The organism is Pseudomonas sp. SDO5591_S426, assembly GCF_054070755.1.
On the sequence record NZ_JBSVXD010000010.1, the window covers coordinates 43,126 to 69,168 of the forward strand.

Here is a 26,043-nt window from a genome sequence, read left to right on the forward strand (position 1 = left end):
GGTACGCGATAGGGGGTTGAGTAGAGGGGAAAGCCAAATTTCAAACGGATTGATACTGCGCATTATCCAACTCCTTGATATGAGGAGCTGCCACGTTCGTTACCACACGAATGGGTGACAGCTGTGCGCAGGGTGGTAAACCGGGAATCAAGGAAACCGGCACGCCCGAGGGCGTCCCACGCACAGCCGCCATAACTCACGTCGCAGGCATAAAAAAAGCGCCTGATGACGTGATTGGGGCGCTGTTGCGCCTTGAATAACTCGGGTTACCACACCCGGTCGCTGAATTGGCAGCGACGGTGGGGAGCGTAACGTGGAGACTCTCGATCTGCAACCTTCGGAGCGCTCGACTCCGACCCTCGTGCTGGGAAGTAATGTGTTCCCCACCTCTTTTCTGCGTAGCGATAAAGACCAGAGTCGCCGCTAAAAGAGCTTCACTTTTTTTCTAATATTTAAATTGTCGATGTAAGGCTTTGGCGGGTTGGCACGTGAAGGTAGAGGTACTACTTTGATGCTTTCATACATTGATGGTGGGAAAACGAGCTCAGCGTCAGTCAGTGGACCATGTAGCGATGGGATGTATTGAAAGTCTATACCCGGTTTTTTTAGGTGGTAATCCTTTACGTAAACTCCGAATGTAGTTGGTAGTTCTGCGTTAAGCACGTAATGTACATCTGTTATGGCTGAGTCTCGAGAAAGCGAAGTGTACGGAAAAAAAATGCCAATGTCTTTATATGGCCGATCGCCATAGGCAGCAGGTACGGAATAGTTGCTGGCAAATTGAATGTCGGGTGTTGCGTAGAATCCCTCTCCATAATTCAATCCGTTAGCTGATCCTGCTTGTTTAATATTCAATCCTTTTTCGAAGCTTTTTATATGTCTGCTTGAGGAGCCATGATAGCCCGCAAGGGTATATTCACCTAGCGTTGGTGGCGTTGCTTTTAGTTTGGTGAGGGCTGTGGGTGAGGCAAGTGTTGGACGCGGTATTTTTAGATAGGGTTTATGTTTTTGGAGTGCTGCTACGATTGCTGATGTTTGTATTACATGTCCTGTCGGATCAGTGCTGTTGATTGGTTCTCCCAAACAATAGGTGTACGGGTTCAAACCGCCCTTACCAAATGGGCTCAAACTATCAGGGCTATTGAATCGCATTAGCACTGGATTGAAAGCCCTATATCCGTTCCCCAACAGGTAATGCGCAGTCAACGGTTCCGGCCGCTCCCCATTAAAGCCGAGTAAGCTAGGTACCCTACTTAAAGGGTCGCTGTGACCATAGGGCGAATAGGCTATGGTTTGTGTTTGACCATCGGTTTTGAGTGTCTGCGTCACCGAGCGCTTTTGATCGTAAGCCAGCAATGTGGTGTGGAGTGCATCGCCATTGCTCTGTAGTTGCGCCAATAGCTGGTCGCCATGCTGGATGACGGAGTGGCGTATCCTCCCCTGTATCTCAGTGCTTAGGCGATTTTTGCAATAGAATCGCTGCAGCTCTGGTTCACCCATGATCAAGTTACCGATCAGCCGGTCGAGAGCATCATAGCGATAATGGCAAAGTAGAGTTTTAGGTTGAGTTGTCATGGGGTGAACGCCTCAAAGTTCTAACTGAAGCGTTCAGTATTCAGGGAATCGCGAGGTCTGGGTACTAGCAGAAGTGATAGTTTGCATGTTTTAAATAGCATCAACGGCACCCGAGAAGTCTCGACCCTCATTCATTGAATGTCTTTCAGATAATCCTTGAGCGTGATGAGCGGGGCATCAAGGTGCGTGATCGTCTGAACCCCAGCAAACTCCCCCGCCAATCTCCCCAACTCCCGCCCCAACGGCTTATCCACACCCCCAACCGCCTCCAACGCCAACCCCACACACTCATCCACCTTCACCTGAATCGCCTCAACATCCCCCCGCCGCACCAGCAACTCAAACACATCCCGCTGGTAATCACCCATGACCAAATCGTCACGCAAAATCGGGCTTGAATCTTCCGACTCATAAGCCAGTTTGAGGGAGAAGAGGGCGACGGTTTCCAGGTGTAATTCCATGGGGGGAATCCTTGTGAAATGTTCTTCCGGCGAGAAGGACAGAAGAGAAGCAAGATCAAAAGATCGCAGCCTTCGGCAGCTCCTACACGGGACGGTGGGGTGTCAGGTGCTTTTCTGCGGGCGAAAAAAAAGGCCTTGCTAAGCAAGACCTTTCTTAATTTTGGTGCCCGAGGGAGACTCGTGTGTTCCATATAAATCGCGGTCTGCAAGCGATTCAGATGCTTTGGGATACAAGTGGGGATACAGGCATCTCGGTGCTGGATGCATTTTAACCATATTGATGCGTGCGTGCATGCATCAGAGAAAAATGATGCTGCGGTTACCTAGGTATTCATGGCGGTCCACTGTCCGAAGGGCTTTCGATAGCGTTGGAGAGGATTTTGATGCCGATTCCGGTTACATTCGTAAATTTCGTACGTTTCATAATGAAAAGATCAATTTTCGTGGGCTGGTGATCGTCGGTACCGATCGTCAAGAGGTAATAACGCTATCTTTTTTGAACGGTGAAGACTGCTGAAATATTTTGTTGGCCTTGAGTATTGCTCGTTTTCGAGTGAGGGAACACAGGACTAGGTTGAATGACTGAACAACAGGTGTTGATTGACTGGATTCATCGGGTTGAATTTAAGCTAGATGAAAATGGAACGTACGTCGAAACAAAGCGATTAGCTAGCCTTGTTACGGAGATGTATTTCGAAAAGTATTTGGTGAGGAATAATGCACTAAAGCTTCCCGAAAGGTTGAGTTTTGGGTGGATGTACAGGAATAAAAGTAAGTATTCAAGAGACAGAGTTTGGTTCAAGCTTTCAGAGGGCGGTGTAAATGGTGATGTTAACCGTCAGTTCATAGAAATGATTAGCAGCGCTAATAGAGTAGACCAGTTTTTTCTCGTTGAGTCCGAGGTCTCTATTCTCGAAGAGTGTATAGATGTTCAATGGAAAGTCACAGAGCTGATTGTTAAAGGTGATGGCACTCTTTTGCCCGACTTGAGCGAACAGGCAAAAGCCTATCAGAAGCAGATCACGGATGGTGTCATTGCTGAACTTTCGCTTCGTAGTTCGCTTGCGGTAGATAAAAAAATTAGTGGTTGGCTTAGCTCGGAAAGTTTGAGTGGCTTGAAAAGATTGTTCTCTCAGCGTTGTTTGATGAATTTTTCCAAGCTTTATTTATCTGATATAGATGCTGTTGGGTTGGGCGAAGACGGTTCTATCGAGGTTCTAGAGTTTAAAAGGAAGGATCCTGCTAATGGAGTCAGGTATGTTGCCATTCCTCGCTACAATGAGTTGTCTGGAGTTGAGCTTTACATAAGTAGGGTTTATGCATTCAAGTGTATGGATTCGACGTTTAAGGTTGAGTTTAGTAACTCTTCTCGCTGGAGTGCAAGTAAAAGCCCCAGCTTTGGCCTCGATATCTCTCATGCGAAAAACGTTGAGTTGTGCTGCAGAGCGGGAATTAAATATCGTTATATCATATGGAACTCAAATAAGACGGAGCCAGGCGAGTTGCTAACCCATTGCTGGTCGCCAAAAGTCCCGCTCAATATTTTTGTTATGGATGTGATTTTAAGTAGTTTTGATGGGTTGAGTCTTACTTACGGTGATGACTCAGGGTCATATACTGAAGAAACCAGATTCCAAGTTATGATCCCAGTCGTGAGTTTTAACTCAATCTCAATCCCCTCCTGACGTCTGTGGTTAAAAAAGGGGCAATGGCGGGTAAAAGTGTTGCCATCGGGTCGTACCAAACGCTGGGTTGCAAATCGGTTTGGCGTCTGCAAAGTCCTGCCAGCTGGGGGGGTGAGCAGGGTTGATGCAGTGGCCTGGTGCGCCAGATACCGCCGGGGACCCTAGGGATATCTGAAGGACACGGGGTCGGAAACCCGCGAGATCTTGGTAGCGACAGTTCCCCGAGCTTACTGAAATTTCGACGTTGAAATTGAAAGGATATTGAAGAGAAAGGGGCATCGTTACCGCAACGGTAAAGGTGCGCCATTGTGTTGTTGATAGCGAATGGTGGAGCCCCGTCAACCTTGGGGATGGTGGCAACCACGTCAACCTGTCAACCAACGTAGAAAACTCAGTCGCTAACAAGATGCTGCGGGTTTTGTGTCCCGTGTCTTTCAGATTTGTTCAGGGTCCCCGGCAACCTCTCAAGACCTTGTGCATTTGCACTGGTGAACTGTGTGTTCACCCGGTTCACCTGTTCACTAAGCTGGGTATCCTGTCGCTAACACAGTCCTGCGGGTTTTCGACCCCGTGTATATCTCTTTTGCTTAGGGGCCCCCCGGCTCCTGCTGGACTCTCTTCGCTGGTGGAATTCATTGCTGATGGGGGGGTGGGGTGGACATACGGAAAACGACGTGTTACTGGTGTTGCAGGTGTAGCGTTATCGGTCAAAGTATTGATTTTATTGAATAAAAATCGAGTTACACTGGCTGGCGTCTCCTAGAGAACGCGGTGTAGCAATTACGAAAGGTGTAACGTTTCCAACTCGCCTGCTGAATCATACAGAACGGTGCACCTAGGTCTGCTAACGGCCAAAGCAGTCATTTAAATTAGACAAATTTGAGGCAATACATTCAATGCTAGAATTTGAAAACATTAAGGGGGCGAGCTTGGATAAGGTCTAGGAAATCCAGGGGATCCAGATAAAGCCCATCCTCAATCAATAGCAGTATTCTGTAGAGTTACGACTCGAATTGAGGTGACCTTTCGCTTGCCATTCGTCGGGGGCGGAAGATATGAAGGCAGCGTTAGTTTCGGAAATGTCACGGGTATGAAATGATGGCGCAATGCCTTCGATTCCGGCCGCCGAACCATAAAAAGGGATTTTATGTCTTATACCTATAGCGCCCAGCTAGCTCTGCTATCCGCGAATGGATATCAATGTCCGCCAGCAGGAACATCTCCGATTCAACGAGATGCATGGCGGTGGGTGGCAAATCCCGTTAGTACGCAGTGTTTTGCTCCAGTGGCCGTTCGAAACCCTCCGCGCTTTCTTCGGGCCACTGATCCAGTCGAGAAGTGCTCTTGCTGGGGGCTATCTATGCATATGTCGTATGCCCAAAGTGTCAGTGCTTTCCAAAGCGTTCAAAAAAGCTTTCGCATGGCACGTAAGGTGTTTGGTGGGCACGTAGCAAATTTGTTAATTACCCCCAATGACGGAGCCTGTACCACGGCGGATCGCTATGGCCATTTTGACTTTCACCCCTACGCGACGGGTAACGTTTATAATAACGTCTCGACGGTGCGAGCAATCCCATGAGCTTTCTCCGTATTGAAGGTGAAAAAATAGATGCTCGAACTCTATCTAAGCATCAGTGGAATGCTGATTTGATTGAATTTGAGGGGCCATTATTAAGTCTTTATAAAAGCGAGTCGGGCGATGATTTGTTGTACGCTTGGCTCGATTGCAATGCGACTCGTAATCGTTGGTGCATAATACCTGTGGGCCGAAAATCTCTTCGAGATTACTTGGAGCAACAGATAACACTTAGAGATATATATATAGACTCTGAGTGGGTAGTTGTATTTCATACTGGTGTTTCCGCAAAACGCAGTGCTTTTCTTCGTACAAGTTGGGACAAATTACCAGAAGCGTATTTGCCTGAGTTTGACTCGTATCTGACTCCTGAGATAGCAACTCCGGCGGCGGAGAAGTTAGCAGAGGAAATTACAGAGTCTTATTTTCTCGGCTTAGATGGTGAGCTGTATATAGATGACTTTTCACTAGTCCCTAAAATATATCAGCAGCTCTATTCATTTCACTACGGGCTGGAACATCTTGATCGCCCAGCGGTACATGGTGCATTGAGTAAACTTGCAGGCAGTTGGACAGGGGGGTTCAGTGCGGTCCACCTTTTCACAGGGTTGAATTCAGTAACGCCATCTATACACAGGGCAAAGGTATCAGAGATTCAGTTTGCCTCTCCAGGGCATATCAAACTCAATTTGTTGTCTAACCTTGCTCGTAGAATTGAAACGTCCGCGAATCAAATTTTTGATGAAAATTCTTTTGTGGCATTAGAGCAGTATTATTCGACGGTTTATAGATATTTCAAAGATAACAAGATATCAGGCTTTGATGATGAAAGATTAATGTCAGCTACTCTTGCTCCTGAAATTCTGATCCGTTTAGAAGAGTTTGTAGACTTCTTTTTTGACTTAATGAAATGGGATGATTATCGAAGCAGTTTTGATTATCTAAATGTCGATGCGCTACATCAGTTGCGCGTTCTGCTTGCTTATTACCGCAGACTTAAAAAGTTACGACCCTATTTGGTGGGTGGTAATTTATTTTTAGGTAAATCCCGCATTGTTGGAGCTTCCGACTTGGGTGCATTAGAGTAACCGAGAATTTGACACTAAGCTGCCGTGTTAGACGAGGCGTCTGCATGGCAGTTTAGACTTTTACGTTTAACTTGTTTTTCAGTAGTGCTTTTGCTCCTGCTTTCACACGTAAGTTTAGCTGTTATTTGGTTTTTCTCTTTCCTGTGCTACGAATTCACAAACTAAATTCTCGGTCCAAACCATAACTACGAAGGTTGTAGTGTAAGTTCGCTATTAAAATGGGTATTTATGTCAGTTTTAAAAAGAATTGAAAATGAGTATGGTAAATTTTCCGCACTAAACACTGATATCTCTAGAGAAAAGCTGGGGCGGTTTTCGGGAGTTCAGCACGAGAAGCTGAAGAAGATTTTTGGAAATCACGACGTATTCGTTGGGGTAGAATGGATAGCACGCCATTACTTGGCATCAAAAAAAATATCGTTGGCCGCACTCTACTTCACACAGTCACAAGTCCTTCAAGTGCAGGGGATGAAAAATCTTTCATTCTACGCATGCTACTATTCGTTATTCAGTGCTCTGTCGGCAAATATGCTATTGAACGCTGATTTTAGTTTGGAAAAGGTTAGATCAATTTCCCATAGCGCATTGGCTAGGGATATTGATAACTACTATGTGCGTCAAGATCTTTATGCGCGAGAGATTGTATCTTTACTTGATGAGTTGCGATTTTGTCGTGAGTTGTATAGCTATCATCTTCCAATTTCTGGTGATGTCATTCATGGGGATACTGCCTTGGATGTTACGGCGCTTCATTCTCGACTAAGCAATGTTTTGCCTGTATGCATGCAAATGGCTGATATGCAATCTTATCTAACTTACTATGCATGGAAAGAAGTGCTCGGGGATGGGCTTGATATAGCCTCGGAGTATATGCCTGAAGTAGATGAGCTATTCTGGTCAGTTGTGCAACGTGAAGGCCCTTCATCGCTATCGCACAAAGATCGCGGTGATTACAGGTTGTTAGCATACTACTTGAAGACAGGGTCGCCCATTCCCATATCATGGTTTATTAACGATAAGTTGATGGAGGATGTGGAGTGTGCTTGGGGAGAACAAGAAAACGATGAGGGATATCAGATAGACTCTGTTGCCCAATATCTATCCAATGTCATAAGGGCATAATAGTTCTCCCTGGTTTCGTCCATAGACGGAATGACGCTTTGGTCCGAAAGTCCCCGCTGATGATCGATCGCTTCCGGCCGAGGCTGTGTGAAAACGTTTTAGCGCAGAGTTGAGATTCAGAACCAGAACGAAAATCTCGTTCCTACACGAATTTCAGGTCTGCTAGTTAACTAAGGACTGCCAGATTTTACGTAGAAACGCTGACTTTAATACGGTGCCTGCGTTTTACACAGCCTGGGCCAGAAGTAGACGTTCTCGCGAGTTGATAAATATGGGGCGATTCAGCAGACTGTTGCCGAAGCGCCGCTTTGAATTTACAATTGCCCAGAATCGATGTCACGAGGCTGGTTTTAGGATATATATGATTTCTGTGTCTGTTGATTTATTACTATCCTTAAGATCAGATAGTTTACCAGTCCGCCCGTAATCAGACCAAATATCGTAATAATATTTCTGCGCTAGTGAGTTGACTCCACTCCAGTCACTAAATGTAGCTAGACCTGCATAGCCATCAACAAATACAGCAAGTGCTTGACATTGAGCTCCATAATCTCGTGCAGCAAACGCGCCAGAGAAATCCAGCTTGCTTTTAGCGGAAAGATTGAAGCAAACGTTAATAGCCCCATCCAACTTAACGGAGGGATAGCACCATCCATCAAATCCACCCAAGTGAACTTCTTTTGCAATTATATTGCTAATTGTATAAATTTCATCTTCGCGAAAACTATTATTTATAAAATCAAGAATTTCTTTTGCTTTATCGGCGTGCTTGCCAAAATAATCGGGAATGCTCTCACTCGGCCAGCCGATTTCCACTAGCTCCACATCATCGGTAGACTTGTAGAATATTAGAAGATAGGGGTCACCGTCTTTTACGTCTACTTCAAGCTTTGGCGCTTCCGTTTGCCCCTCAGTGACATACAAAAACTGCTCGCCCGAAGCATTGAATCTCCCTGCCTTTATAGCTATTGGAGGTGCTTCCCACATATCAGAGATAAAGAATGCTTTTTCTGTAGGTTCGTCTTTTAAGTTCCGAGCCCTGATGAAGTTTGTATCTTTTGGGTAGCTCCTTCGTGATATAGGAATTCGCGGCGTTCTTGCAATTCCCGCCTGCCCTATAGCTAGATCCAGTATCCATGCATGAGTCTCACGCTCTCCCCAAGACCCAGAGGATGCTTGAAACACTGCAATACGTCTGCGTATTTCGTCAAGAGTAATACCGTTAAAAACCTCATCATACATTCTAGTACAATCCATAATTCTCTCTTGAATCTTTTATTCGGATTTTCTACTTTAAATAAAAAAGGGAACTGATGTATTTTCCTTAAATAAATCAGCCTTCTTTTTGCTGTAGGGAATAAAGGCCAGCTTGTATCGTCTGCTCGGTGGAATTGACCCAAAGGGGAAGTCCAACGGGGCGAGCGTATCGCTAGATTTTCTCCTCAATTTCATGAACAATGTCAGCAAGGCTAGTGCCAGCAATCGAATTATCCCGTCTCCAATCACCGCCATTTTTTGATTTTTGCACATAAAGAATATTATCTTTTTCGAGGATTCTATAAGAAATGGTAGGAGTGACCAACACAGGGCGCCCTTCGATTACCGACCAATCCGGGATACTACTCTTAATATTGTTAAGGTGAGTGTGAAAAGCAGAAGCAGAAGCAAACCGTTTCTTTGAGTCTACATGGGTCGCTTTTCTTATTGTTCTCTTAAGGATATCTGGAACCCAGGGGGGAAGCGTTGAGAGATCAAGAATCTTTCCACGCTGAATCCGCTCTTTTATGCACCTATCAACAAACAGCGCTTGATCAGCTCTCGACGGAAGCAAATCATGTTCACGCCTTTGTCTTTGGCTTAACCAAGCCATTTCTTCATAAGGCAGATAGCCGCCCAAAAGTTGATAGAGCATCACTCCGCACTGATACAGATCACCAGCGAACCCGTAAGATCCTGCCTCAAGAGATTCCGGTGGTCTGTATAGAACAGCATGGCTTGAAGCAGGTATTGAATCCAGATCTTCAGGGATGTATTTAATTGATCCAAAGTCACCGATGATCGACCTACCATCATCACCCACGTAAATGTTAGATGGTTTCAAATCTCTGTGTAGGTAGCGACGCTGGTGTAAGTGAACAACACCACACAAAACTTGCCTGATACGCTCAACAGCTCGAAGATTGCTGTGCTCAGTCTTTTCTAACACATCGTCAAGATCGCCATCCAAGCGAGGTGTTACAAAGTATGCCCATTCCCCGTCAAGAAGGCCTGCACTCTTTACTGGCAAAATATTTGGGGCTTCAATCAACGCCAAAGTACTGGGTTCAGCATGATACTTGACGTTTCCTCCCCAGTAGTAAAACTTGACAGCTACTTCGTTATTCAAAATCCGATTCTGGCCAAAAAACAAATAACCATTCGCCCCTTTATTTCCCTCCCTAGTGAATATTATGTCTTTACTCAAAATTCTAAGTTGGTCCTTTATTTGCCGAGGGGCACCGACGGTGTCAATTAGTATCCCTGTCATAGCCCCTGCTTCCGAATGTAAAAAGCAGCCGCTTTGAAGGCGTCTTCCTGATATTTTCTAAGACCGGCAGGCAGGTTAAAAGGAACCTTTTTTTCAGATGCAGACATCCCTTGACCGGTTACAAATGTTACCTCCGCAACTCCATTAAGCTGGATAAGTGATTCCATTTTGAAGGATACCGCACCAGCAGCCATTTTTCCTTTTTGAGGACGCTTTTTTATAACTACTAGCTCTACGTCGTGTTGTCTTGCAAAATTCTGAAATGTCTCAAAGAATGACTTTATGTCGTCACTGGATTCGTCATCACCGAGCTTAACTTTCTGTGAATCATTACTAAGAAATACATAGCCATCATTAACTTTTTCCAGCAGCACAATTACTGCTTCAGAGCCTGATAATTCTACCCCACATAACTTGTCCATAACGTCCCTTTATATCTTTATGAAACTTTTCATGGTCGTAAAAATTAACAAAGCTAGCATGTGGCCATCGGCTCGTCCATGTTTGCCTACCTAGTAGCTATCACGCGTTTCCCGACGCCTCTCTGCCGGCCAATATGAGAGGTAATGACAAGCAGATGAAGCGCCCCTGCCGAGTAGTAGATGCTTTGCATGGCTGCTTTTGGCCGAAAGCAAACCTATGCTGTGGAAACACACGACTGCGCAGGTCTTTCGTCATGTGGCTATGAGCTTACCGGTGATTTTTGTGGGTTAAGGGCCAGCAGCAAAAAGGGCCCGTCTGGGCCCTTTTTCAGGTGAAGCTGTTTTTACTTCTTCAACCATCCTTCGACGACGTTGGCACCGTGTTTCGCTTTCCACTCTTTCAAGGCTTTGTGATTTCCGCCCTTTGTCGCGATGACTTCACCGGTGTTAGGGTTTTTATAGGTTTTGAGTTGGCGTGGTTTGCGTTTGCTGTCGGCCGGTGCGGCGGCTGGACGCCGCACCGTGGTTTGCGGCTCTAGAATGTTGATGATGTGCTTCAGGCTAAACCCATAGTGTTCGAGCAGCTTGCGAAGCTTGGTTTCGAACTCGATTTCTTTCTTCAGTCCATCATCACCTTTCATCGCTTCCAGTGCCTGGAGCTGCTCAGCGAGGTGTTTTTCCAGCTGGTGGTACTCTGCGAGTTTGGACATTGTCTTTCCCTTGTTCGGAGTGGTCGTGCGTAATTATTAAGATAAAATGAGCCGGTTATAAGTTCAGCGCTATTTTCGGCGGTTCAGTTGGCTTTCAATGTGCATCATTTCCGATTTAATCGCGTTAATCGTCAGCTTTTGTATTGGACTGGATTTGCCCGGCCCTGCGTTGATGGTCTTCAGCAGGGCATTGAGATGGGCCTTCCGCGTTTTGAGCGTGTCAGACCAACTGGCGCTGTTCTGTATTGGCTTGTTCATTAGGTTCATCCTTACGTTGTTCGAGATTGCTCATATCTTCGGACTGCTGCTGCACTGGCAGGGTGTCGAGCTGGATTAAGTCCCGAGCGCGATATTGGCGCGCGCGATCTGATAGCTCTTCCCACGTCCACTTCCCAAAGTTCTCACCTTGCTCTGGAACGGCAAGCTTCATAAGTCCAATCTGGTCACGGCCAAGCAGGTTGTAATTCGCCCACAGCTTTCCGCCGGCCTCGAACAACGCTTTAGCGGCCTCGTTCCATTTCTCTTCGAGTACCGTCTGCGATAGCAACAGGGCGTTGCGCTCTATCCCTTTATGCTTTATCCGTGCTTCTGCGATGTATTTATCTACGGTGACCAGCTCCTGTTCCAAAGCCGTCATGATCAGGTGTTGGCGACGATTGTGTTCGGTGGCCACCGTGAGGTTCTTCGCAGCCTTTTGCGCATCGGTGTTGGCGGTCTTCTCGCCTTCAGTATCGCCCCACGCGACTGCCTGCGCGTACGCCGTGGCGGCGTCCGATTCTGCCTGACGAGCTTTCGCCATATCCTCTTTCGCCTGCTGCTGAATTTGCTCCAGGCGGGTGCTGAGGCTCTGGCGCTTCTCCCTCAGTTCCTGCTCATCAGCGGTCCAGTTATCCATTGCTTCGATGTAACCCGCCATCAGGGAGTTGCAGTTGGCAAGGTTCTCACGGCGACTGATCTTCCTATCCAAAATGTCGGCATTGTTTTTGCGCGAATCGAAATTCCGTTTCAGCTCGTTGTACTTGTCGCGTAGTTCGCGCTCCTGAGTCGGCTCGATGGTTTCCTCACTTTCCAACACGTCCTCAAGGGGCAATAGTTCGGCATGCAGTTGATCGGCCTCGCTCAGCAGTTGGTCGCGGTGGTCTTTCAGGTCTTGAATCTCGTTCATGTGGTTAGTCTCTGTTCAATTCGATTCTGGTTTGGTTGAGTGGCTGGCGAGGCCGGGATTAAGCCGGCGCTTCCTCGATCAGCAAAGATGCCCTCAGGCAGCCCGAGCCTCGCTCTCATCCACTCCCGGAATCGTCTTTACGATGTAGCAACGTTGCGTGCCGAGACCGGGTAACCGGATCAGACTCGACGCCTTACCGTCCTTCCCGGGTTCCAGAACACCGCGCTGGAGCAGTTCCTTGTTAACCGCGTTGATGTTCATGCCTCGGAAGATTTCCGAGCGCCATAGCTCGGGAAGCACGTAGTAGGTATTGGTGGTGTGAAGGGCGTCGCCCAAACCGTGCTCCAGCGTTTTACGAAAGCCGAGGCGGTCGATGGTGCGCGGACCGTGTTCATCGATTTTTGCCGCTGCTGACTCCCAGCGGGTGAAGCGGCTTTCGCCGAAGCGTTCGATGATCTGCCTCAGTCGCGCCACGATTGCATCTCCCTCGAAGTTTCCGGCGCCGCCACGCTCGTTCATCCATGCGTTGAGACACACGCGAGCAGCGGTGGTGGCGGTTCCGTCGGGCCAACCGGTGATCCCCATCGCGGTGGCCAGCTCACCCGCTGCGGCGGCGAGCCCGAAGCGAGCAGCGGCACGGTGTGCCTGTCCGCTGGCCGACGCCGGTAACGACTGGGCGATAAAACCTTCCAACGTGCGGCGCAGTATGGCGGACCATCCGTGACGCTTACCGGGTTCACATAGCGCCGTCAGGAAGGCAGTGAGTGGTGTGCCGTAGTACTTCGCTACGCGAGCTTTGAGCGCGTCGGACAGGGCGGCGGCATCATCGAAACCGTTGAGTGTGTCGAACATGCCAAGGCCTTTGCTGGCATCGGCCGGGACGGCAAGCATGCGCACTTCCATGCCCGCTTTCAGTTCCTTGTTGGCCTCGGCCATATGCTGGGCCAGCGTCTTCTCGCCGGTGGAGAGAAACAGCAGACGCCACTCCTGTACCTGACGGCCTGCTTGGCCTCGATCGTTGGCGCGTGCCTTGCCGGTGCCGTTGCCGAGCATGTACACCGTCTCGCCGATGATGCGCGGGTCGCACATGCCGATCTCATCCAGTACCAGGAGGCCATCGGAATGCGCGGCGGCGATGGATTCGAGCGCGTTGTCGGTCGAGCGCCAGGAGCGCACCAGACGCGGCCCGCCATAGATCGAGGCGGCGACTTGCAAATGCGTGGTCTTGCCGCCGGAACTGTCGCCGTACAAGTGAAACCCGCCCGACTCATGGCCAAGCATGTGCAGCAGCGGCCCCGCGAAGGCCACACCGACGACAAACGCCAAACGGTGATTACCGATGCACAGCGCGCCGATCTGTTCCTGCCATTGCTCAAGCGTGCCCGCTTCGCTGATCGGCGGAAGTTGCGAGCCGGCCTCGTAGAAGTGCAAGTGTTCGCAGTGCGCGCCCACCTGCTGCTCGGGTAGTAGAAAGGCAGTGTCATGCCAACCCAAGCGCGTGACCAGTCGTGCCCGATGGGCGCTGTCGAAGCCGCCAAGATAACTCTGCAGGTCATTACGTGCATTGCGCCCTGACCGACTTCCTGCGAGACGAAGCCCCATATCCACCAGCGGACCGAGCACATCCTTGCCGAAGTCACCGGTCATAGTGCGCGCCGGAATGTTCCAGCGTTTTTTAGCACCGTCGGGATCGTCGAACTCAACCAACAATCCCCAGTTCTGACCTTTGTCGTCGCGAGTACGGGCGAGAATCTCCAGTGGCGAGCACACCGGACGCGCCTCACCGTCGTCACCGGCGTAAAACACTCCTTCGGACGTAAGCCGAAAGCCGCCGGGCATCAGATCGTTTTTCGATTTAGTCGGGCGCTTGGCTCCTGGTTTCGTCTTCGCTTCCGGCTTGGTTTCTGGCTGCTCCGCTGCTGGCTTTTCCCCGACCAAATCGTACAACGCGCCGCTCGCCTCCAGCTCGGCGAAATGCGCGGCTGTCCAATTTTTGGTGAGAGCCTCAGCAGCGTCATCACCGTCATCCCATTGACCACCTTTGGCGAAAGCGGCGCGGCCATTCTTCAGCGTGGGCTTGTGTTTGAACGAGTCCAGCGCGATGAAGCGGACCGAGGCTGCGCCGATTTCGCGCAGCTTCTCGGCGACGGCTTTCATGCAGGCTTTGCCGCTGTCGTCGTTGTCAGGCCACAACAGCACATCCCGTCCTTTCAGCGGTGTCAGATCGGCTTTGTGCCAAGAGTTGGACCCGTTCGGCCAGCAGGTGGCCACGTGGTTGAGCAGCAGTTCGGCGGCAGCGTCGGCAGCTTTCTCGCCTTCGCACAGAACGACCGGTGCGTCACTGCGCTGAGCCAGTTTATCAAGGCGCAACAGCGGACGTGGATCGGGTAGCCCCTGCCAACGCCATTGTTTGGTTTGGCCATCGGCGCGCTCGCACCATGTAAGTGGTGCAAAGACCTTTTTCGGCTTGCCGTCCTCATCGGGCGTGAGCTCGAAGCGGTAGAGCGCCATGAGCGGCTGGCCTTGCGCATCACGGTAGATCCACACCTTGGACGGTGCACCGTGCTGCCGATGTTTGGTTGGGCACTTGTTCATGGCCTCGGCCTGGATCGGCTGAATGGCAATCCACTCAGGTGCTTTTCTCTTGGCAGGCGCTGTCTTCGCCTGGGCGGCGCCGGGCGATACGTTGAGCAATCCTGCCAGTTTGTTGCAGGCCTCGACGTCGGTGCTTCCGTCTAGATAGCGCACCAGATCAATCAGGTCGCCACCCTTGTCGCCGGTGGCAAAGTCGGACCAAGTGCCTTTGCTCAAGCTGATCTTGAGTGAACCGGGGCGCTTATCGCTGCGGGTCGGATTTGGAGCGGTGTATTCCTTGCCGCCATCCACGCGCTTACCGTTGGGCAGCCAGTGCGACAGGACACGATCAATGTCTTTCAGCGCGGCGGTTTTTACGTCGGCGAAGCTTGGACGTTTTGTGGTGCTGTTCGGGCGCTGGCTCATGTGTCAGCCCTCGGCAGAAACAGCGCGTCGTTGATGTCATCGATCAGCGCTTTGGCCATCTCGCCAAGGTACAGGGCAGGCCAACTGAAACGCTCACCGCTGTCGCTCATGGCGGCGTCGAAGTTGAGTTGGTTGGCATGATGCTGCAGCAGGGAAACCATCTCCAGTGCATCCTCGACCGGCACTCCGGCATTAACCCGGAAAAACTTCAAGTCGGTGGCGTTCACGCGAGTAAATGTGGCGTGACCGAGCGTGGTGGAGTTGGTCATAGCGCACCGCCTTTCTGCACAGCAGGCGTCGAGGTGGAGTCGCCGTGCAAGGTCAGCGTTTTAATCAAACCAAGGGTGCCGCGCACGTCCCAGAGGACGGCCGCGATGACGTGGTTAGCGAGGCGCGAGGAGTCGTTTTCGAAGTGCTCTTCAAGCAGCGTCAGCACCGAGTCGGCGCGAGCAATGGCGCAAGTTATGGCGTCGATGGGCACACCGGCTTCTGCGGTCGGATTCACGCAAAGCAGGTCTTCAGGCAGCGAGAAACTCAGTGCATTGTTCATTGGGCACCGCCTGCGGCTTCGAGAGCGCGGGCTTTGGCCATATGGGCGTTGTATCGGGTGAGACGTGTTGCAAGGCTGGAGTCGGCGTGTAAAGCGGCTAGAGCCATTGCACGATGGGCAGCGGCGCGAATTTTGGACGGATTGAGGGCGTGTTGCATGTGAGGCTCCTTGTACTGAGGAACCGTCACCGTCTGCCGCCAAGCAGATTAGGGTGACGGATTGCGCAGGATTGGCGGACCGGCGTACAAGGAGACCGGCGCACCCGAGGGTGCTCCTACGCAACCCGCCATAACACAGGAATGCGGGCACAAAAAAAGCGCCTGCAATCGTAATGGGGGCGCTGTTGCGCCTTGTACTGTTTGGGCCGCCAAGCCCAATCGCTGAGTTTGCAGCGACAATCAGAGAGTAACGCCCGCTTTTCGAAAGTGCAACCGTGCGTATAACTTGCGAAATTTTCACGTGCGGCATAAATTGTTCTGGCATGTAGATTTACCTCAACGCCTCCGGATCGCTCCCGGGGGCGTTTTCATTTCAGGCATGAACTTCCCAGCGCAGGGAAAGCAGGGGCAGGAAGTCACCATCGATCATGGCGCGAGCATCTTCGTAGGCGGCTGCTTGCTGGCCTTCGTCGACAGTCACTGCATTGAATTTTTCGGTGTGGAAGGTAATGGCGCACCAGGTGCCGTCAGGCCAACTGAGCACACCAACGACGCGACTTTGTTTTTCCTGCCGGCTGCGATAACGCTCAAGGCGTTGCATGTAACGCGGCGTAAAACCGACTTGGCGCAGAATTGAGAAGGGTTGCAACACTGCCGTAGTGATAGGTCTTTTTCTCATGCTGCCACCCGATCACGTGCAGCGATGCGCGCGCGAGTCCATGCTTGAATCTCTCCGAGCACCCACGCGACTGGCGCACTTCGGGCGTTGCTGTTACTTAGCTTCACTGGGAGTGGAAATCCGCTCTCAGGTTGGCGCATGAGCTTGTAGATGGTCGGGCGGGCAAGCCCAACGATTGATACCACCTCGGGCATACGGATGAGAGTCGTGGCGGGGTCGTGTGAAGCAAGGTGTTTTATTGCGGTAGTCATAGCGATCCAAACCTGCGTTTATTGAGACGACAGGCCATACGCTACGGAGAGGGAGGGGAACGGACTGTGTCCGTTCCCTTTTTTATTTGAGTGGTCGAAGACCTAGAGCGGTCAAATGATCGCGGATGGTTTTCTTGGTGCCGTGAACGGCCTGGTCGAACAGCAGGTTAGTTAGCTCTGCATCTGTCAGGTTTCGTTTCTCGATTCGCCGGCCTGCAATAATTTGCTCTGCGGCTGCCTTTATGTTTGAGCGCCGATCCATCGTTTCTATTTGTGTTTTAGAGCCTGCCTCTTGATTACCTTTGCCAGCCTCTTGCCCGCGTTTAGATGCCTTCGCTGAGAAGGCTTCGTCAAGTAGTCGAAGCATCAGACTCGATGTGTTGAAGCCATTTTTGGATACATCGATGCTCTCCACCTGGCGATAGAGGCTTGCCATCAACAATGTCTGATTAGCCTCACCTTTCAAGACTGCAAACTGCTCTCTCGCTTCTATTTCAAAGCCGGCGCGGCGATCTCGTTCCTTATCGATAAGAGCCGCGTACTGGCGGGGTGAGTCCTTTCTTAGCCCCTCTATCAGATCCGCGTCTATATCGTAGGTCGCGACCTCGAGCTCGAAGAGCCAATTTGAAAGTATTTCCACAGCCTGTACGCAGAGTACCAGGGCAAAAGCTGCAGCGAGTTGTGAATCTGTAGCTGGATGATCGACCCCGAGAAAGCCTCGAATGACGTTAGGCAATGAAGCTGCTTCCGCAGAGCTTGCACGTTCACCGATGGCATCCCGGAGTCGAAACAAGGTTCTTGTGACTGATTCTGCACTGGTCGCGTAGGAGCCATCCTCAAGCCAGAACGAAGTTGCTACGCCGATGAGGTCGAAAGCTTCTCGGAAATGCTCGTGGAAGTGGGGATACAACGCTAACTCACGCACTGCTAGTTCGGCGTCATCCATGTCCCAAATCAGACACTTCACGTCGGTCCCTGCGATTTCTAGCTCTTCAGGTTCAATACCTAGCTCGATATCCATTTAGGCCGCCCCTCGCCCCGAGACAGGCGCGCTGTTCCAGCGTCGTGGATTGGATAAAGCCGCTGCCGACAGGAAGGACTCGGGGATATTTCTGTTACACGACTTCGTGTCGTTACACTTGAGGTATTCGAGGTGAAAACAACGTGTGACAGATAAATAATTCTTTATTATCAGTGAGTTAGATGGCTGAGTTACACCTGTAACACGCGTTGCACCGATTTTTGAGGGGAGGCGATTACGTGCGCTCATACCGCCTTCCCAGACTGTCCCTGCACCACATTACCCGCTGCCATTTGCTCAAGGTGGTCGGCATACCACTGCATCATCACTACACGCTGTTCTAGGTACTGAGCCTTGTTATACACCCCTGAAATACCTTCCTCTTTGTGGGCAAGCTGCGCCTCAACGTGTTCTTTAGGCCAGCCATGTTCTCGAAGCAATGTGCTCGCTGTGTGGCGAGTCCCGTGTCCAACGAGACGACCTTTGTAGCCTATGGTGGCGAAGACCTTGTTGATTGTGTTTTCACTGATGGTCGGGTTTTTTGCTCCCACTCCTGGGAAGAGCCAGCGGCTGCGGCCGGTTAAGCAATACAGCTCTTTCAGTGCCGCAACGGCTTGGTGGGGAAGGGGGCAAACAAAATCCCGGCGCATCTTCATCTTGGCGGCAGGTGTAGTCCAAATGGATTTTTCAAGGTCGAATTCTTTCCATTCAGCCAATCGAACCATGCCGGGTCTTGATGCTGTCCAGACACAAAGCCATGCAGCAGTGCGGGCTGTCAGTCTGCTCGGTGTGTTTCTAAGCGCTTGGAGGAATTCAGCCAGCTCAGGCTCCAGCAAATGTGGATGCTGCTGAGTCTTAGGAGCTTGTGCTGCAATGTCACGCAGGCGGCTACCCGGATCGTTTTCGGTGAGCCCTAAGCCGATGGCTCGGCCGAAGATTTGATTGATCCAGGTGCGGCACTTTTCCGCCACGTTGTGTGCGTTTCGGGCTTCGAGGGATGCCTGGAGTTCTGCGCAGTCGGTACGGGTGATTTCGTCGAGGGGCTTATCTCCCAATGCCGGGAGGATGTCCTTGTCGAGGTAAGTGCGGATTTTGTTAAGAGTGGAGGGAGCGAGGCCCTTTTCTTCTTTGGCCTTGAGCCAAGCTTCAGCAGCAGCTCGGAAGGTCCGAGTCCTGGCAGCGTCAATGGCAGCTTTGGCGGAGCGTTTCTGTTCGAGAGGATCGGCGCCGCTGCTAACTACCTTGCGTAGTTCGGCAGCTTTGTCCCGTGCCAATGCACCGCTTACTTCCGGGTAGCCCCCGAGCCCCATCCAAGCCCAATTGCCCGCCGGACGTTTGTAGCGGAGCTGCCAGGATTTACCGCCATCAGGTTTGACCCTGAAGTAGAGGCCGTTTCCGTCCATTTCACGGTATTCCTTTGATTCCGGCTCCAGCCCCGCAAGTGTCGTATCTGCGAAAGGGCGGCGCTTGATGTCTGCGCGCTTCATCCTTGTATCCCAAAGTTCGGTATTTTTCTCAGGATACAAGCAGGGATACAGGGATACAACGGATAAGGGGATACAGAGGTAGATAGCCAGACACAAAAAAACCGGCTCAAGTGGCCGGTTTCTCTGGGTCTGAGAGTCTGGTAGAGACTTTCAGATACTGCTATATGGTGCCCCGAGGGAGACTCGAACTCCCACTCCTTTCGAAAACGGATTTTGAATCCGCCGCGTCTACCAATTCCGCCATCAGGGCTCAATGGCGGCGAAGTATAGAGATGAGATAACCGCTGGTCAATCAGGTACATGGAGAAATTTTGATATTTCCGCTAGACTTCCCGGCCCTGCTAGACGACATCCCATCATGCGCGTTGCTGACTTTACTTTTGAGCTCCCTGATTCGCTGATCGCCCGCCATCCGCTGGCCGAGCGGCGCAATAGTCGCCTGTTGACCCTTGATGGGGTCAGCGGCGCTCTGGCACACCGTCAATTCACTGATTTGCTGGAGCATTTGCGCCCCGGCGACTTGATGGTGTTCAACAATACCCGGGTGATTCCGGCGCGGCTGTTTGGCCAGAAGGCTTCCGGCGGCAAGCTGGAAATCCTGGTGGAGCGGGTGCTCGACAGTCATCGCGTGCTGGCCCATGTGCGTTCCAGCAAGTCGCCGAAGCCTGGGTCGAAGATCCTCATCGACGGCGGTGGCGAGGCCGAGATGCTGGCGCGGCACGATGCGTTGTTCGAGCTGGGGTTTGCCGAGGAGGTGTTGCCGCTGCTCGACCGTGTCGGGCACATGCCGCTGCCTCCTTATATAGACCGCCCGGACGAAGGCGCCGACCGCGAGCGTTACCAGACCGTCTACGCCGAGCGTTTGGGCGCGGTGGCGGCGCCGACGGCGGGGCTGCATTTCGATCAGGTGTTGATGGAGGCGATTGCCGCCAAGGGCGTCGAGACCGCGTTCGTGACCCTGCACGTCGGCGCTGGTACCTTCCAGCCGGTGCGCGTGGAGAAGCTCGAAGACCACCACATGCACACTGAATGGCTGGAAGTCGGCCAGGACGTGGTCGATGCCGTGGCTGCCTGCCGCGCTCGCGGTGGTCGCGTGGTGGCGGTGGGGACCACCAGCGTGCGTTCTCTGGAAAGCGCCGCCCGCGATGGCATGCTCAAGCCGTTCAGCGGCGATACAGACATTTTCATCTACCCTGGCCGACCGTTTCATGTGGTCGATGCCCTGGTCACCAACTTCCATTTGCCCGAATCCACGCTGTTGATGCTGGTTTCGGCGTTCGCCGGTTATCCCGAAACCATGGCTGCCTATAAGGCCGCGGTCGACAACGGATACCGCTTTTTCAGCTACGGTGATGCGATGTTCATCACGCGTAATCCTGCGCCGACTGCCCCTAAAGAATCGGGCCCCGAGGAAACTGTATGAGTCGCACCTGTCGTATGTCTTTCGAGCTGCTGGCCACTGATGGCAAGGCTCGTCGCGGTCGTTTGACCTTCCCGCGCGGTACCGTCGAGACCCCGGCCTTCATGCCGGTGGGCACCTACGGCACGGTCAAGGGCATGCTGCCACGGGATATCGAGGCGACTGGCGCTGAAATCATTCTGGGCAACACCTTCCACCTGTGGCTGCGTCCGGGCACGGAAGTGATCAAGAAGCACGGCGATCTGCACGATTTCATGCAGTGGAAAGGCCCGATTCTGACCGACTCCGGCGGTTTCCAGGTGTTCAGCCTGGGCGCCATGCGCAAGATCAAGGAGGAGGGCGTGACCTTCGCTTCCCCGGTCGACGGCGCCAAGGTGTTCATGGGCCCGGAAGAGTCGATGCAGGTCCAGCGTGACCTGGGCTCCGACATCGTGATGATTTTCGACGAATGCACGCCATACCCGGCTGACGAAGACGTCGCCCGTATTTCCATGGAATTGTCCCTGCGTTGGGCCAAGCGTTCGAAAGAAGCCCATGGCGAGAACACGGCGGCGCTGTTCGGCATTGTTCAGGGCGGCATGCACCAGGACCTGCGCATGCGCTCCCTGGAAGGCCTCGACCAGATCGGTTTCGACGGCCTGGCCATCGGCGGCCTGTCGGTGGGTGAGCCCAAGCATGAAATGATCAAGGTGCTGGATTACCTGCCGGGCATGATGCCGGCTGACAAACCTCGTTACCTTATGGGCGTTGGCAAACCGGAAGACTTGGTTGAGGGTGTGCGCCGCGGTGTGGACATGTTCGATTGCGTGATGCCAACCCGTAATGCCCGCAATGGGCATCTGTTCATCGATACCGGCGTGCTGAAGATCCGAAACGCGTTCCATCGCCATGATGATTCGCCGCTCGATCCGACCTGCGATTGCTATACCTGCCAGAACTTCTCCCGTGCTTATCTGCATCACCTGGACAAGTGCGGCGAAATGCTGGGAAGCATGCTCAATACCATCCATAACTTGCGTCATTATCAAGTGCTTATGGCTGGTTTGCGCGAGGCTATTCAACAGGGTACATTGGCCGCCTTTGTCGATGCCTTCTACGCCAAACGCGGGTTACCTGTTCCGCCTTTGGACTGAGTTTTCTGACCCCAAGATTCAACATTTGCAACTGGAGTGCTAAATGAGCTTTTTTATCTCGAATGCCATGGCTGACGCCGCTGCACCTGCTGCTGCCAGCCCAATGGGTGGCGGTTTTGAGTGGATTTTCCTGGTCGGTTTCCTGGTCATCTTCTACCTGATGATCTGGCGTCCACAGGCCAAGCGCGCCAAAGAGCAGAAGAACCTGCTGAGCAGCCTGCAGAAAGGCGACGAAGTTGTGACCACCGGCGGCATCGCTGGCAAGATCACCAAAGTGGCTGACGATTTCGTTGTTCTGGAAGTTTCCGACACCGTCGAAATGAAATTCCAGAAAGGCGCCATCGCCGCCACGCTGCCAAAAGGCACGCTGAAAGCGATCTAAGTTTCAACTTCATATTCAATCGACGGGGCGCGCAAGGCGCCCCGCGTCATAAACGGGCGGCGTGATGCTGAACAAATATCCTCTGTGGAAATACATTCTGATCCTGGCGGTGCTGGCGATTGGTCTGATTTATTCCGCTCCCAATCTTTATCCTGATGACCCGGCCATTCAGGTCAGCGGTGCAAGCACTGCGCTGCAAGTCAATCAGGCTGATCTGGATCGCGTGAGCGCTGCGCTCAAGGAATCCGGGATCAACGTCAAGGCTGCCACGCTGGCTGCCGGCGGCAAGGGCGGGCTGATTCGCCTGACCAAGGCTGAAGATCAGCTGCCAGCCAAGGACGTTGTGCGTAAGGCATTGGGTGATGACTACGTCGTCGCGCTGAACCTGGCGCAAACCACCCCGCAATGGCTGCGCAACCTCGCTGCGCACCCGATGAAGCTGGGTCTGGACTTGTCCGGTGGTGTGCACTTCCTGCTGGAAGTGGACATGGACAAAGCCCTCGACGCACGCCTGAAAGTCTACGAAGGCGACGTCAAGAGCCTGTTGCGCAAAGAGAAACTGCGTTATCGCAGCCTGCCGCAAGTGGGCGGTGCCATTCAGCTGGGCTTCTCTGATGAAGACAGCCGCGAACAGGCCCGCAGCCTGATCCGCAAGAATTTCAACGATTTCGACATTGTTCCGGCCGACCTGAATGGCCAACCGGTACTGCGTCTGGCGATGACCCCGGCCAAGCTGGCGGAAATCCGTGAATACTCCATCAAGCAGAACTTGACCACGGTACGTAACCGCGTCAACGAGCTGGGTGTTGCCGAACCGATCGTCCAGCGTCAGGGCGCCAACCGCATCGTGGTTGAGCTGCCGGGCGTGCAGGACACCGCAGAAGCCAAGCGTATCCTCGGCAAGACGGCCAACCTTGAGTTCCGTCTGGCCGCCGAGCCTGGCGCTTCGAAAGCTACTTCCGAAGAATTCGAATTCCGCGAAGGCAAGCGTCCTCCTGCGTTGATCGAGCGTGGTCTGATCATCACCGGTGACCAGGTGACTGACGCCAAGGCTGGCTTCGGCGAGCACGGTACGCCAGAAGTGAACATCCGTCTGGATGGCCACGGTGGCGAGCTGATGAGCCGTGCGACCCGTTCGAACGTGGGTCGCAGCATGGCGGTGATCTTCATCGAGCAGCGCCCGGTGACCACCTACACCAAGCAGATGGTCAACGGCGTCGAGAAAGACGTAGCGGTTCAAACCTTCAAGGAAGAGAAGAAGATCATCAGCCTGGCGACCATTCAGTCGCCGCTGGGTGCTCAGTTCCGTATCACTGGCCTGAACGGCCAGGGCGAGTCGTCCGAACTGGCGTTGCTGCTGCGTGCCGGTGGTCTGGCTGCACCGATGTACTTCGCTGAAGAGCGCACCATTGGTCCAAGCCTGGGTGCCGACAACATTGTCAAAGGTATCGACGCATCGTTGTGGGGCATGCTGTTCGTCTCGCTGTTCATCATCGCCATCTACCGCTTCTTCGGCATCATCGCTACCGTCGCGCTGGCGGTGAACATGGTGCTGCTGCTGGCCCTGATGTCGCTGCTGGGTGCAACGCTTACCCTACCGGGTATCGCCGGTATCGTATTGACCATGGGTATGGCGGTCGACGCCAACGTGCTGATCTTCTCGCGGATTCGTGAAGAGATCGCCGCCGGCATGTCCATCCAACGGGCAATCAACGAAGGCTTCGGCCGGGCATTCACCGCGATTCTCGACGCCAACCTGACCACCTTGCTGGTCGGCGGCATCCTCTTTGCCATGGGCACCGGCCCGGTCAAGGGCTTCGCAGTGACCATGTCCCTCGGGATCTTTACCTCGATGTTCACGGCCATCATGGTGACCCGCGCGATGGTCAACCTGATCTTCGGCGGTCGTGACTTCAAGAAGTTGTGGATTTAAGGGGCTGCCATGTTACGTACAATCAACTTCATGGGCGTTCGCAACTTCGCGTTCGGCGTCACATTGTTTCTCACGGTGCTGGCTTTGTTCAGCGTCGCCACCAAGGGCATGAACTGGGGCCTGGACTTCACCGGCGGTACGCTCATCGAGCTGACCTACGAGCGTCCGGCCGATGTCACCAAGGTGCGTGAGCAACTGGCCACTTCGGGTTATCACGAGGCCATTGTGCAGAGCTTCGGTGCGACTACCGATTTGTTGGTGCGCATGCCGGGTGAGGATCCTCAGTTGGGTCATCAAGTGGCAGAAGCGCTGCTGAAGGTCGGTGGCGACAACCCCGCGACGGTCAAGCGCGTCGAGTTCGTCGGCCCGCAGGTGGGGGAAGAACTGCGCGACCAGGGCGGCCTCGGCATGCTGATGGCGCTGGGCGGCATCCTGATCTACCTGGCTTTCCGCTTTCAGTGGAAGTTTGCGGTGGGTGCGATCGTTTCCCTGATCCACGACGTGATCGTGACCATCGGTATCCTGTCGTTCTTTCAGATCACCTTCGACCTGACGGTGCTGGCGGCGGTACTGGCGATCATCGGTTACTCGCTCAACGACACCATCGTGGTATTCGACCGGGTTCGCGAGAACTTCCGTGTGCTGCGCAAGGCCAGCCTGATCGAGAACATCAACATCTCGACCACGCAAACCCTGCTGCGGACCATGGCGACGTCGATCTCCACTTTGCTGGCGATTGCGGCACTGCTGTTCTTCGGTGGCGATAACCTGTTCGGCTTCTCCATTGCCCTGTTCATCGGTGTTCTGGCGGGTACCTACTCGTCGATCTACATCGCGAACGTGGTCCTGATCTGGCTGAACCTGACCACGGAAGACCTGATTCCTCCGGCGAATACCGAGAAGGAAATCGACGACCGTCCATAACGGCCATCGCGTTTCCAGTAGTCAGCCGAAAAAGGCGCGAGTTGAACTCGCGCCTTTTTTTATGCTCCAAGGCTGGGAGAAGCGCGGACATGTTCCGCATGTGATGGTCAGGAGGTTCATGTGAACAAGTCGATGCTGGTTGGTGCGGTATTGGGTGCTGTCGGTGTTACTGCCGGGGGTGCTGTGGCCACCTACAGCCTGGTTAAAAATAACGGTCCTGAGTACGCGCAAGTACTCGCCGTTGAACCGGTCAAGACACAAATCAAGACTCCACGTGAAGTGTGCAAGGACGTCACGGTCACCCGGCAAGCGCCGGTGAAAGATCAACACCAGATCGCCGGTACCGTGGTTGGTGCACTGGCTGGTGGTCTGCTGGGTAACCAGATCGGCGGCGGCACCGGCAAGAAGATTGCCACGGTGGCAGGCGCGGTCGGCGGCGGTTATGCAGGTAACAAGGTGCAGGAAGGCATGCAAGAGCGTGACACCTACACCACGACCCAGACCCGTTGTAATACGGTGAATGACATCAGTGACAAGGTTGTCGGTTACGACGTGCGGTATTCGCTGGATGGCAAGGAAGGCAAAGTGCGCATGGATCGTGATCCCGGCAACCAGATTCCGGTGGATAAGGAAGGCAAGTTGATCCTGTCTCAGAATGAGCCCGCTCAGTAAGTAGCTCAGCTAAAAAAGAAGCACCCTGCGGGGTGCTTTTTTGTGCCCGCAACTTTGTCAGCGATGACTGATTTCCCTTTAGGAGCTGCCGAAGGCTGCGAT

23 protein-coding genes and 1 tRNA gene are annotated in these 26,043 nt (G+C 52.6%); 9 read left to right on the forward strand and 15 right to left on the reverse strand.

Annotated elements, in window-relative coordinates; all coding sequences use genetic code 11:
• Positions 1-423: 423 nt before the first annotated feature.
• Together ACW9JC_RS04125 and ACW9JC_RS04130 are read right to left on the reverse strand one after the other, a co-directional pair.
• Positions 424-1,575, reverse strand: coding sequence for an RHS repeat-associated core domain-containing protein (locus ACW9JC_RS04125; RefSeq protein ID WP_457453765.1), 1,152 nt, complete (start codon positions 1,573-1,575; stop codon positions 424-426).
• A 131-nt stretch (positions 1,576-1,706) separates the two neighbouring features.
• The gene (locus ACW9JC_RS04130; RefSeq protein WP_457453766.1) at positions 1,707-2,036 is read right to left on the reverse strand and encodes a hypothetical protein; all 330 of its coding nucleotides are present in this window, start codon (positions 2,034-2,036) and stop codon (positions 1,707-1,709) included.
• A 578-nt stretch (positions 2,037-2,614) separates the two neighbouring features.
• On the opposite strand from ACW9JC_RS04130, the gene ACW9JC_RS04135 reads away from it, so the two are divergent.
• The 3 genes from ACW9JC_RS04135 (at position 2,615) to ACW9JC_RS04145 (ending at position 7,507) form a co-directional block, all read left to right on the forward strand.
• Positions 2,615-3,721 (forward strand): hypothetical protein, encoded by a 1,107-nt coding sequence (locus tag ACW9JC_RS04135; protein ID WP_457453768.1) that lies wholly within the window; start codon positions 2,615-2,617, stop codon positions 3,719-3,721.
• A 1,575-nt stretch (positions 3,722-5,296) separates the two neighbouring features.
• Complete coding sequence (locus tag ACW9JC_RS04140) at positions 5,297-6,385, forward strand: DUF6575 domain-containing protein (RefSeq protein ID WP_457453769.1); 1,089 nt, start codon at positions 5,297-5,299, stop codon at positions 6,383-6,385.
• A 228-nt stretch (positions 6,386-6,613) separates the two neighbouring features.
• Positions 6,614-7,507 carry a hypothetical protein gene (locus ACW9JC_RS04145; protein ID WP_457453770.1) on the forward strand — a complete coding sequence of 298 codons (894 nt, stop codon included), beginning with the start codon at positions 6,614-6,616 and terminating at the stop codon, positions 7,505-7,507.
• A 336-nt stretch (positions 7,508-7,843) separates the two neighbouring features.
• On the opposite strand, the gene ACW9JC_RS04150 is transcribed toward ACW9JC_RS04145, so the two are convergent.
• The 13 genes from ACW9JC_RS04150 to ACW9JC_RS04210 form a co-directional block, all read right to left on the reverse strand.
• Positions 7,844-8,749, reverse strand: a complete 906-nt coding sequence (locus tag ACW9JC_RS04150; RefSeq protein ID WP_457453772.1) for a hypothetical protein — start codon at positions 8,747-8,749, stop codon at positions 7,844-7,846.
• A gap of 187 nt (positions 8,750-8,936) precedes the next feature.
• Complete coding sequence (locus tag ACW9JC_RS04155) at positions 8,937-10,034, reverse strand: serine/threonine protein kinase (RefSeq protein WP_457453774.1); 1,098 nt, start codon at positions 10,032-10,034, stop codon at positions 8,937-8,939.
• Entirely contained in the window at positions 10,031-10,456 is a 426-nt protein-coding gene (locus ACW9JC_RS04160) for a DUF3010 family protein (protein ID WP_457453775.1), read from the reverse strand. The genes ACW9JC_RS04155 and ACW9JC_RS04160 overlap by 4 nt, the downstream gene beginning before the upstream one ends.
• A 344-nt stretch (positions 10,457-10,800) precedes the next feature.
• Positions 10,801-11,166 (reverse strand): histone-like nucleoid-structuring protein, MvaT/MvaU family, encoded by a 366-nt coding sequence (locus tag ACW9JC_RS04165; RefSeq protein WP_457453777.1) that lies wholly within the window; start codon positions 11,164-11,166, stop codon positions 10,801-10,803.
• Between the two features lie 220 nt (positions 11,167-11,386).
• A complete protein-coding gene (locus tag ACW9JC_RS04170) occupies positions 11,387-12,331 on the reverse strand; it encodes a chromosome segregation protein SMC (RefSeq protein ID WP_457453779.1) in 945 nt (314 codons plus the stop codon).
• A gap of 93 nt (positions 12,332-12,424) precedes the next feature.
• Positions 12,425-15,331 (reverse strand): DUF927 domain-containing protein, encoded by a 2,907-nt coding sequence (locus tag ACW9JC_RS04175; RefSeq protein ID WP_457453781.1) that lies wholly within the window; start codon positions 15,329-15,331, stop codon positions 12,425-12,427.
• Positions 15,328-15,600, reverse strand: a complete 273-nt coding sequence (locus ACW9JC_RS04180; RefSeq protein ID WP_457453782.1) for a DUF3077 domain-containing protein — start codon at positions 15,598-15,600, stop codon at positions 15,328-15,330. Before ACW9JC_RS04180 ends, ACW9JC_RS04175 begins: the two co-directional genes overlap by 4 nt.
• Positions 15,597-15,881 carry a hypothetical protein gene (locus tag ACW9JC_RS04185; protein ID WP_457453784.1) on the reverse strand — a complete coding sequence of 95 codons (285 nt, stop codon included), beginning with the start codon at positions 15,879-15,881 and terminating at the stop codon, positions 15,597-15,599. Before ACW9JC_RS04185 ends, ACW9JC_RS04180 begins: the two co-directional genes overlap by 4 nt.
• A 531-nt stretch (positions 15,882-16,412) precedes the next feature.
• The gene (locus ACW9JC_RS04190; protein WP_457453785.1) at positions 16,413-16,718 is read right to left on the reverse strand and encodes a hypothetical protein; all 306 of its coding nucleotides are present in this window, start codon (positions 16,716-16,718) and stop codon (positions 16,413-16,415) included.
• A complete protein-coding gene (locus ACW9JC_RS04195; protein ID WP_172791591.1) occupies positions 16,715-16,969 on the reverse strand; it encodes a helix-turn-helix transcriptional regulator in 255 nt (84 codons plus the stop codon). The genes ACW9JC_RS04190 and ACW9JC_RS04195 overlap by 4 nt, the downstream gene beginning before the upstream one ends.
• An 82-nt stretch (positions 16,970-17,051) precedes the next feature.
• Entirely contained in the window at positions 17,052-17,990 is a 939-nt protein-coding gene (locus ACW9JC_RS04200; protein ID WP_457453787.1) for a hypothetical protein, read from the reverse strand.
• Positions 17,991-18,235: 245 nt separating this feature from the next.
• Positions 18,236-19,477, reverse strand: coding sequence for a tyrosine-type recombinase/integrase (locus ACW9JC_RS04205; protein ID WP_457453788.1), 1,242 nt, complete (start codon positions 19,475-19,477; stop codon positions 18,236-18,238).
• A gap of 165 nt (positions 19,478-19,642) precedes the next feature.
• Positions 19,643-19,727, reverse strand: a tRNA-Leu gene (locus tag ACW9JC_RS04210).
• A gap of 108 nt (positions 19,728-19,835) precedes the next feature.
• Here ACW9JC_RS04210 and queA point away from each other — a divergent pair.
• From queA to ACW9JC_RS04240, 6 genes are all read left to right on the forward strand, one after another.
• Positions 19,836-20,900: a tRNA preQ1(34) S-adenosylmethionine ribosyltransferase-isomerase QueA gene (gene queA / locus ACW9JC_RS04215; protein WP_457453789.1), complete on the forward strand. Its 1,065-nt coding sequence runs from the start codon at positions 19,836-19,838 to the stop codon at positions 20,898-20,900.
• Positions 20,901-20,914: 14 nt separating this feature from the next.
• Positions 20,915-22,030, forward strand: coding sequence for a tRNA guanosine(34) transglycosylase Tgt (gene tgt, locus ACW9JC_RS04220; protein WP_160387208.1), 1,116 nt, complete (start codon positions 20,915-20,917; stop codon positions 22,028-22,030).
• 43 nt (positions 22,031-22,073) lie between these two features.
• Positions 22,074-22,412, forward strand: coding sequence for a preprotein translocase subunit YajC (gene yajC, locus ACW9JC_RS04225; RefSeq protein WP_016773317.1), 339 nt, complete (start codon positions 22,074-22,076; stop codon positions 22,410-22,412).
• Between the two features lie 64 nt (positions 22,413-22,476).
• Positions 22,477-24,345: a protein translocase subunit SecD gene (gene secD / locus ACW9JC_RS04230; RefSeq protein WP_448106429.1), complete on the forward strand. Its 1,869-nt coding sequence runs from the start codon at positions 22,477-22,479 to the stop codon at positions 24,343-24,345.
• Between the two features lie 9 nt (positions 24,346-24,354).
• Positions 24,355-25,269 carry a protein translocase subunit SecF gene (gene secF / locus ACW9JC_RS04235; protein ID WP_457453791.1) on the forward strand — a complete coding sequence of 305 codons (915 nt, stop codon included), beginning with the start codon at positions 24,355-24,357 and terminating at the stop codon, positions 25,267-25,269.
• 120 nt (positions 25,270-25,389) lie between these two features.
• Positions 25,390-25,941, forward strand: coding sequence for a glycine zipper 2TM domain-containing protein (locus ACW9JC_RS04240; protein ID WP_338584890.1), 552 nt, complete (start codon positions 25,390-25,392; stop codon positions 25,939-25,941).
• Positions 25,942-26,043 lie beyond the last annotated feature (102 nt).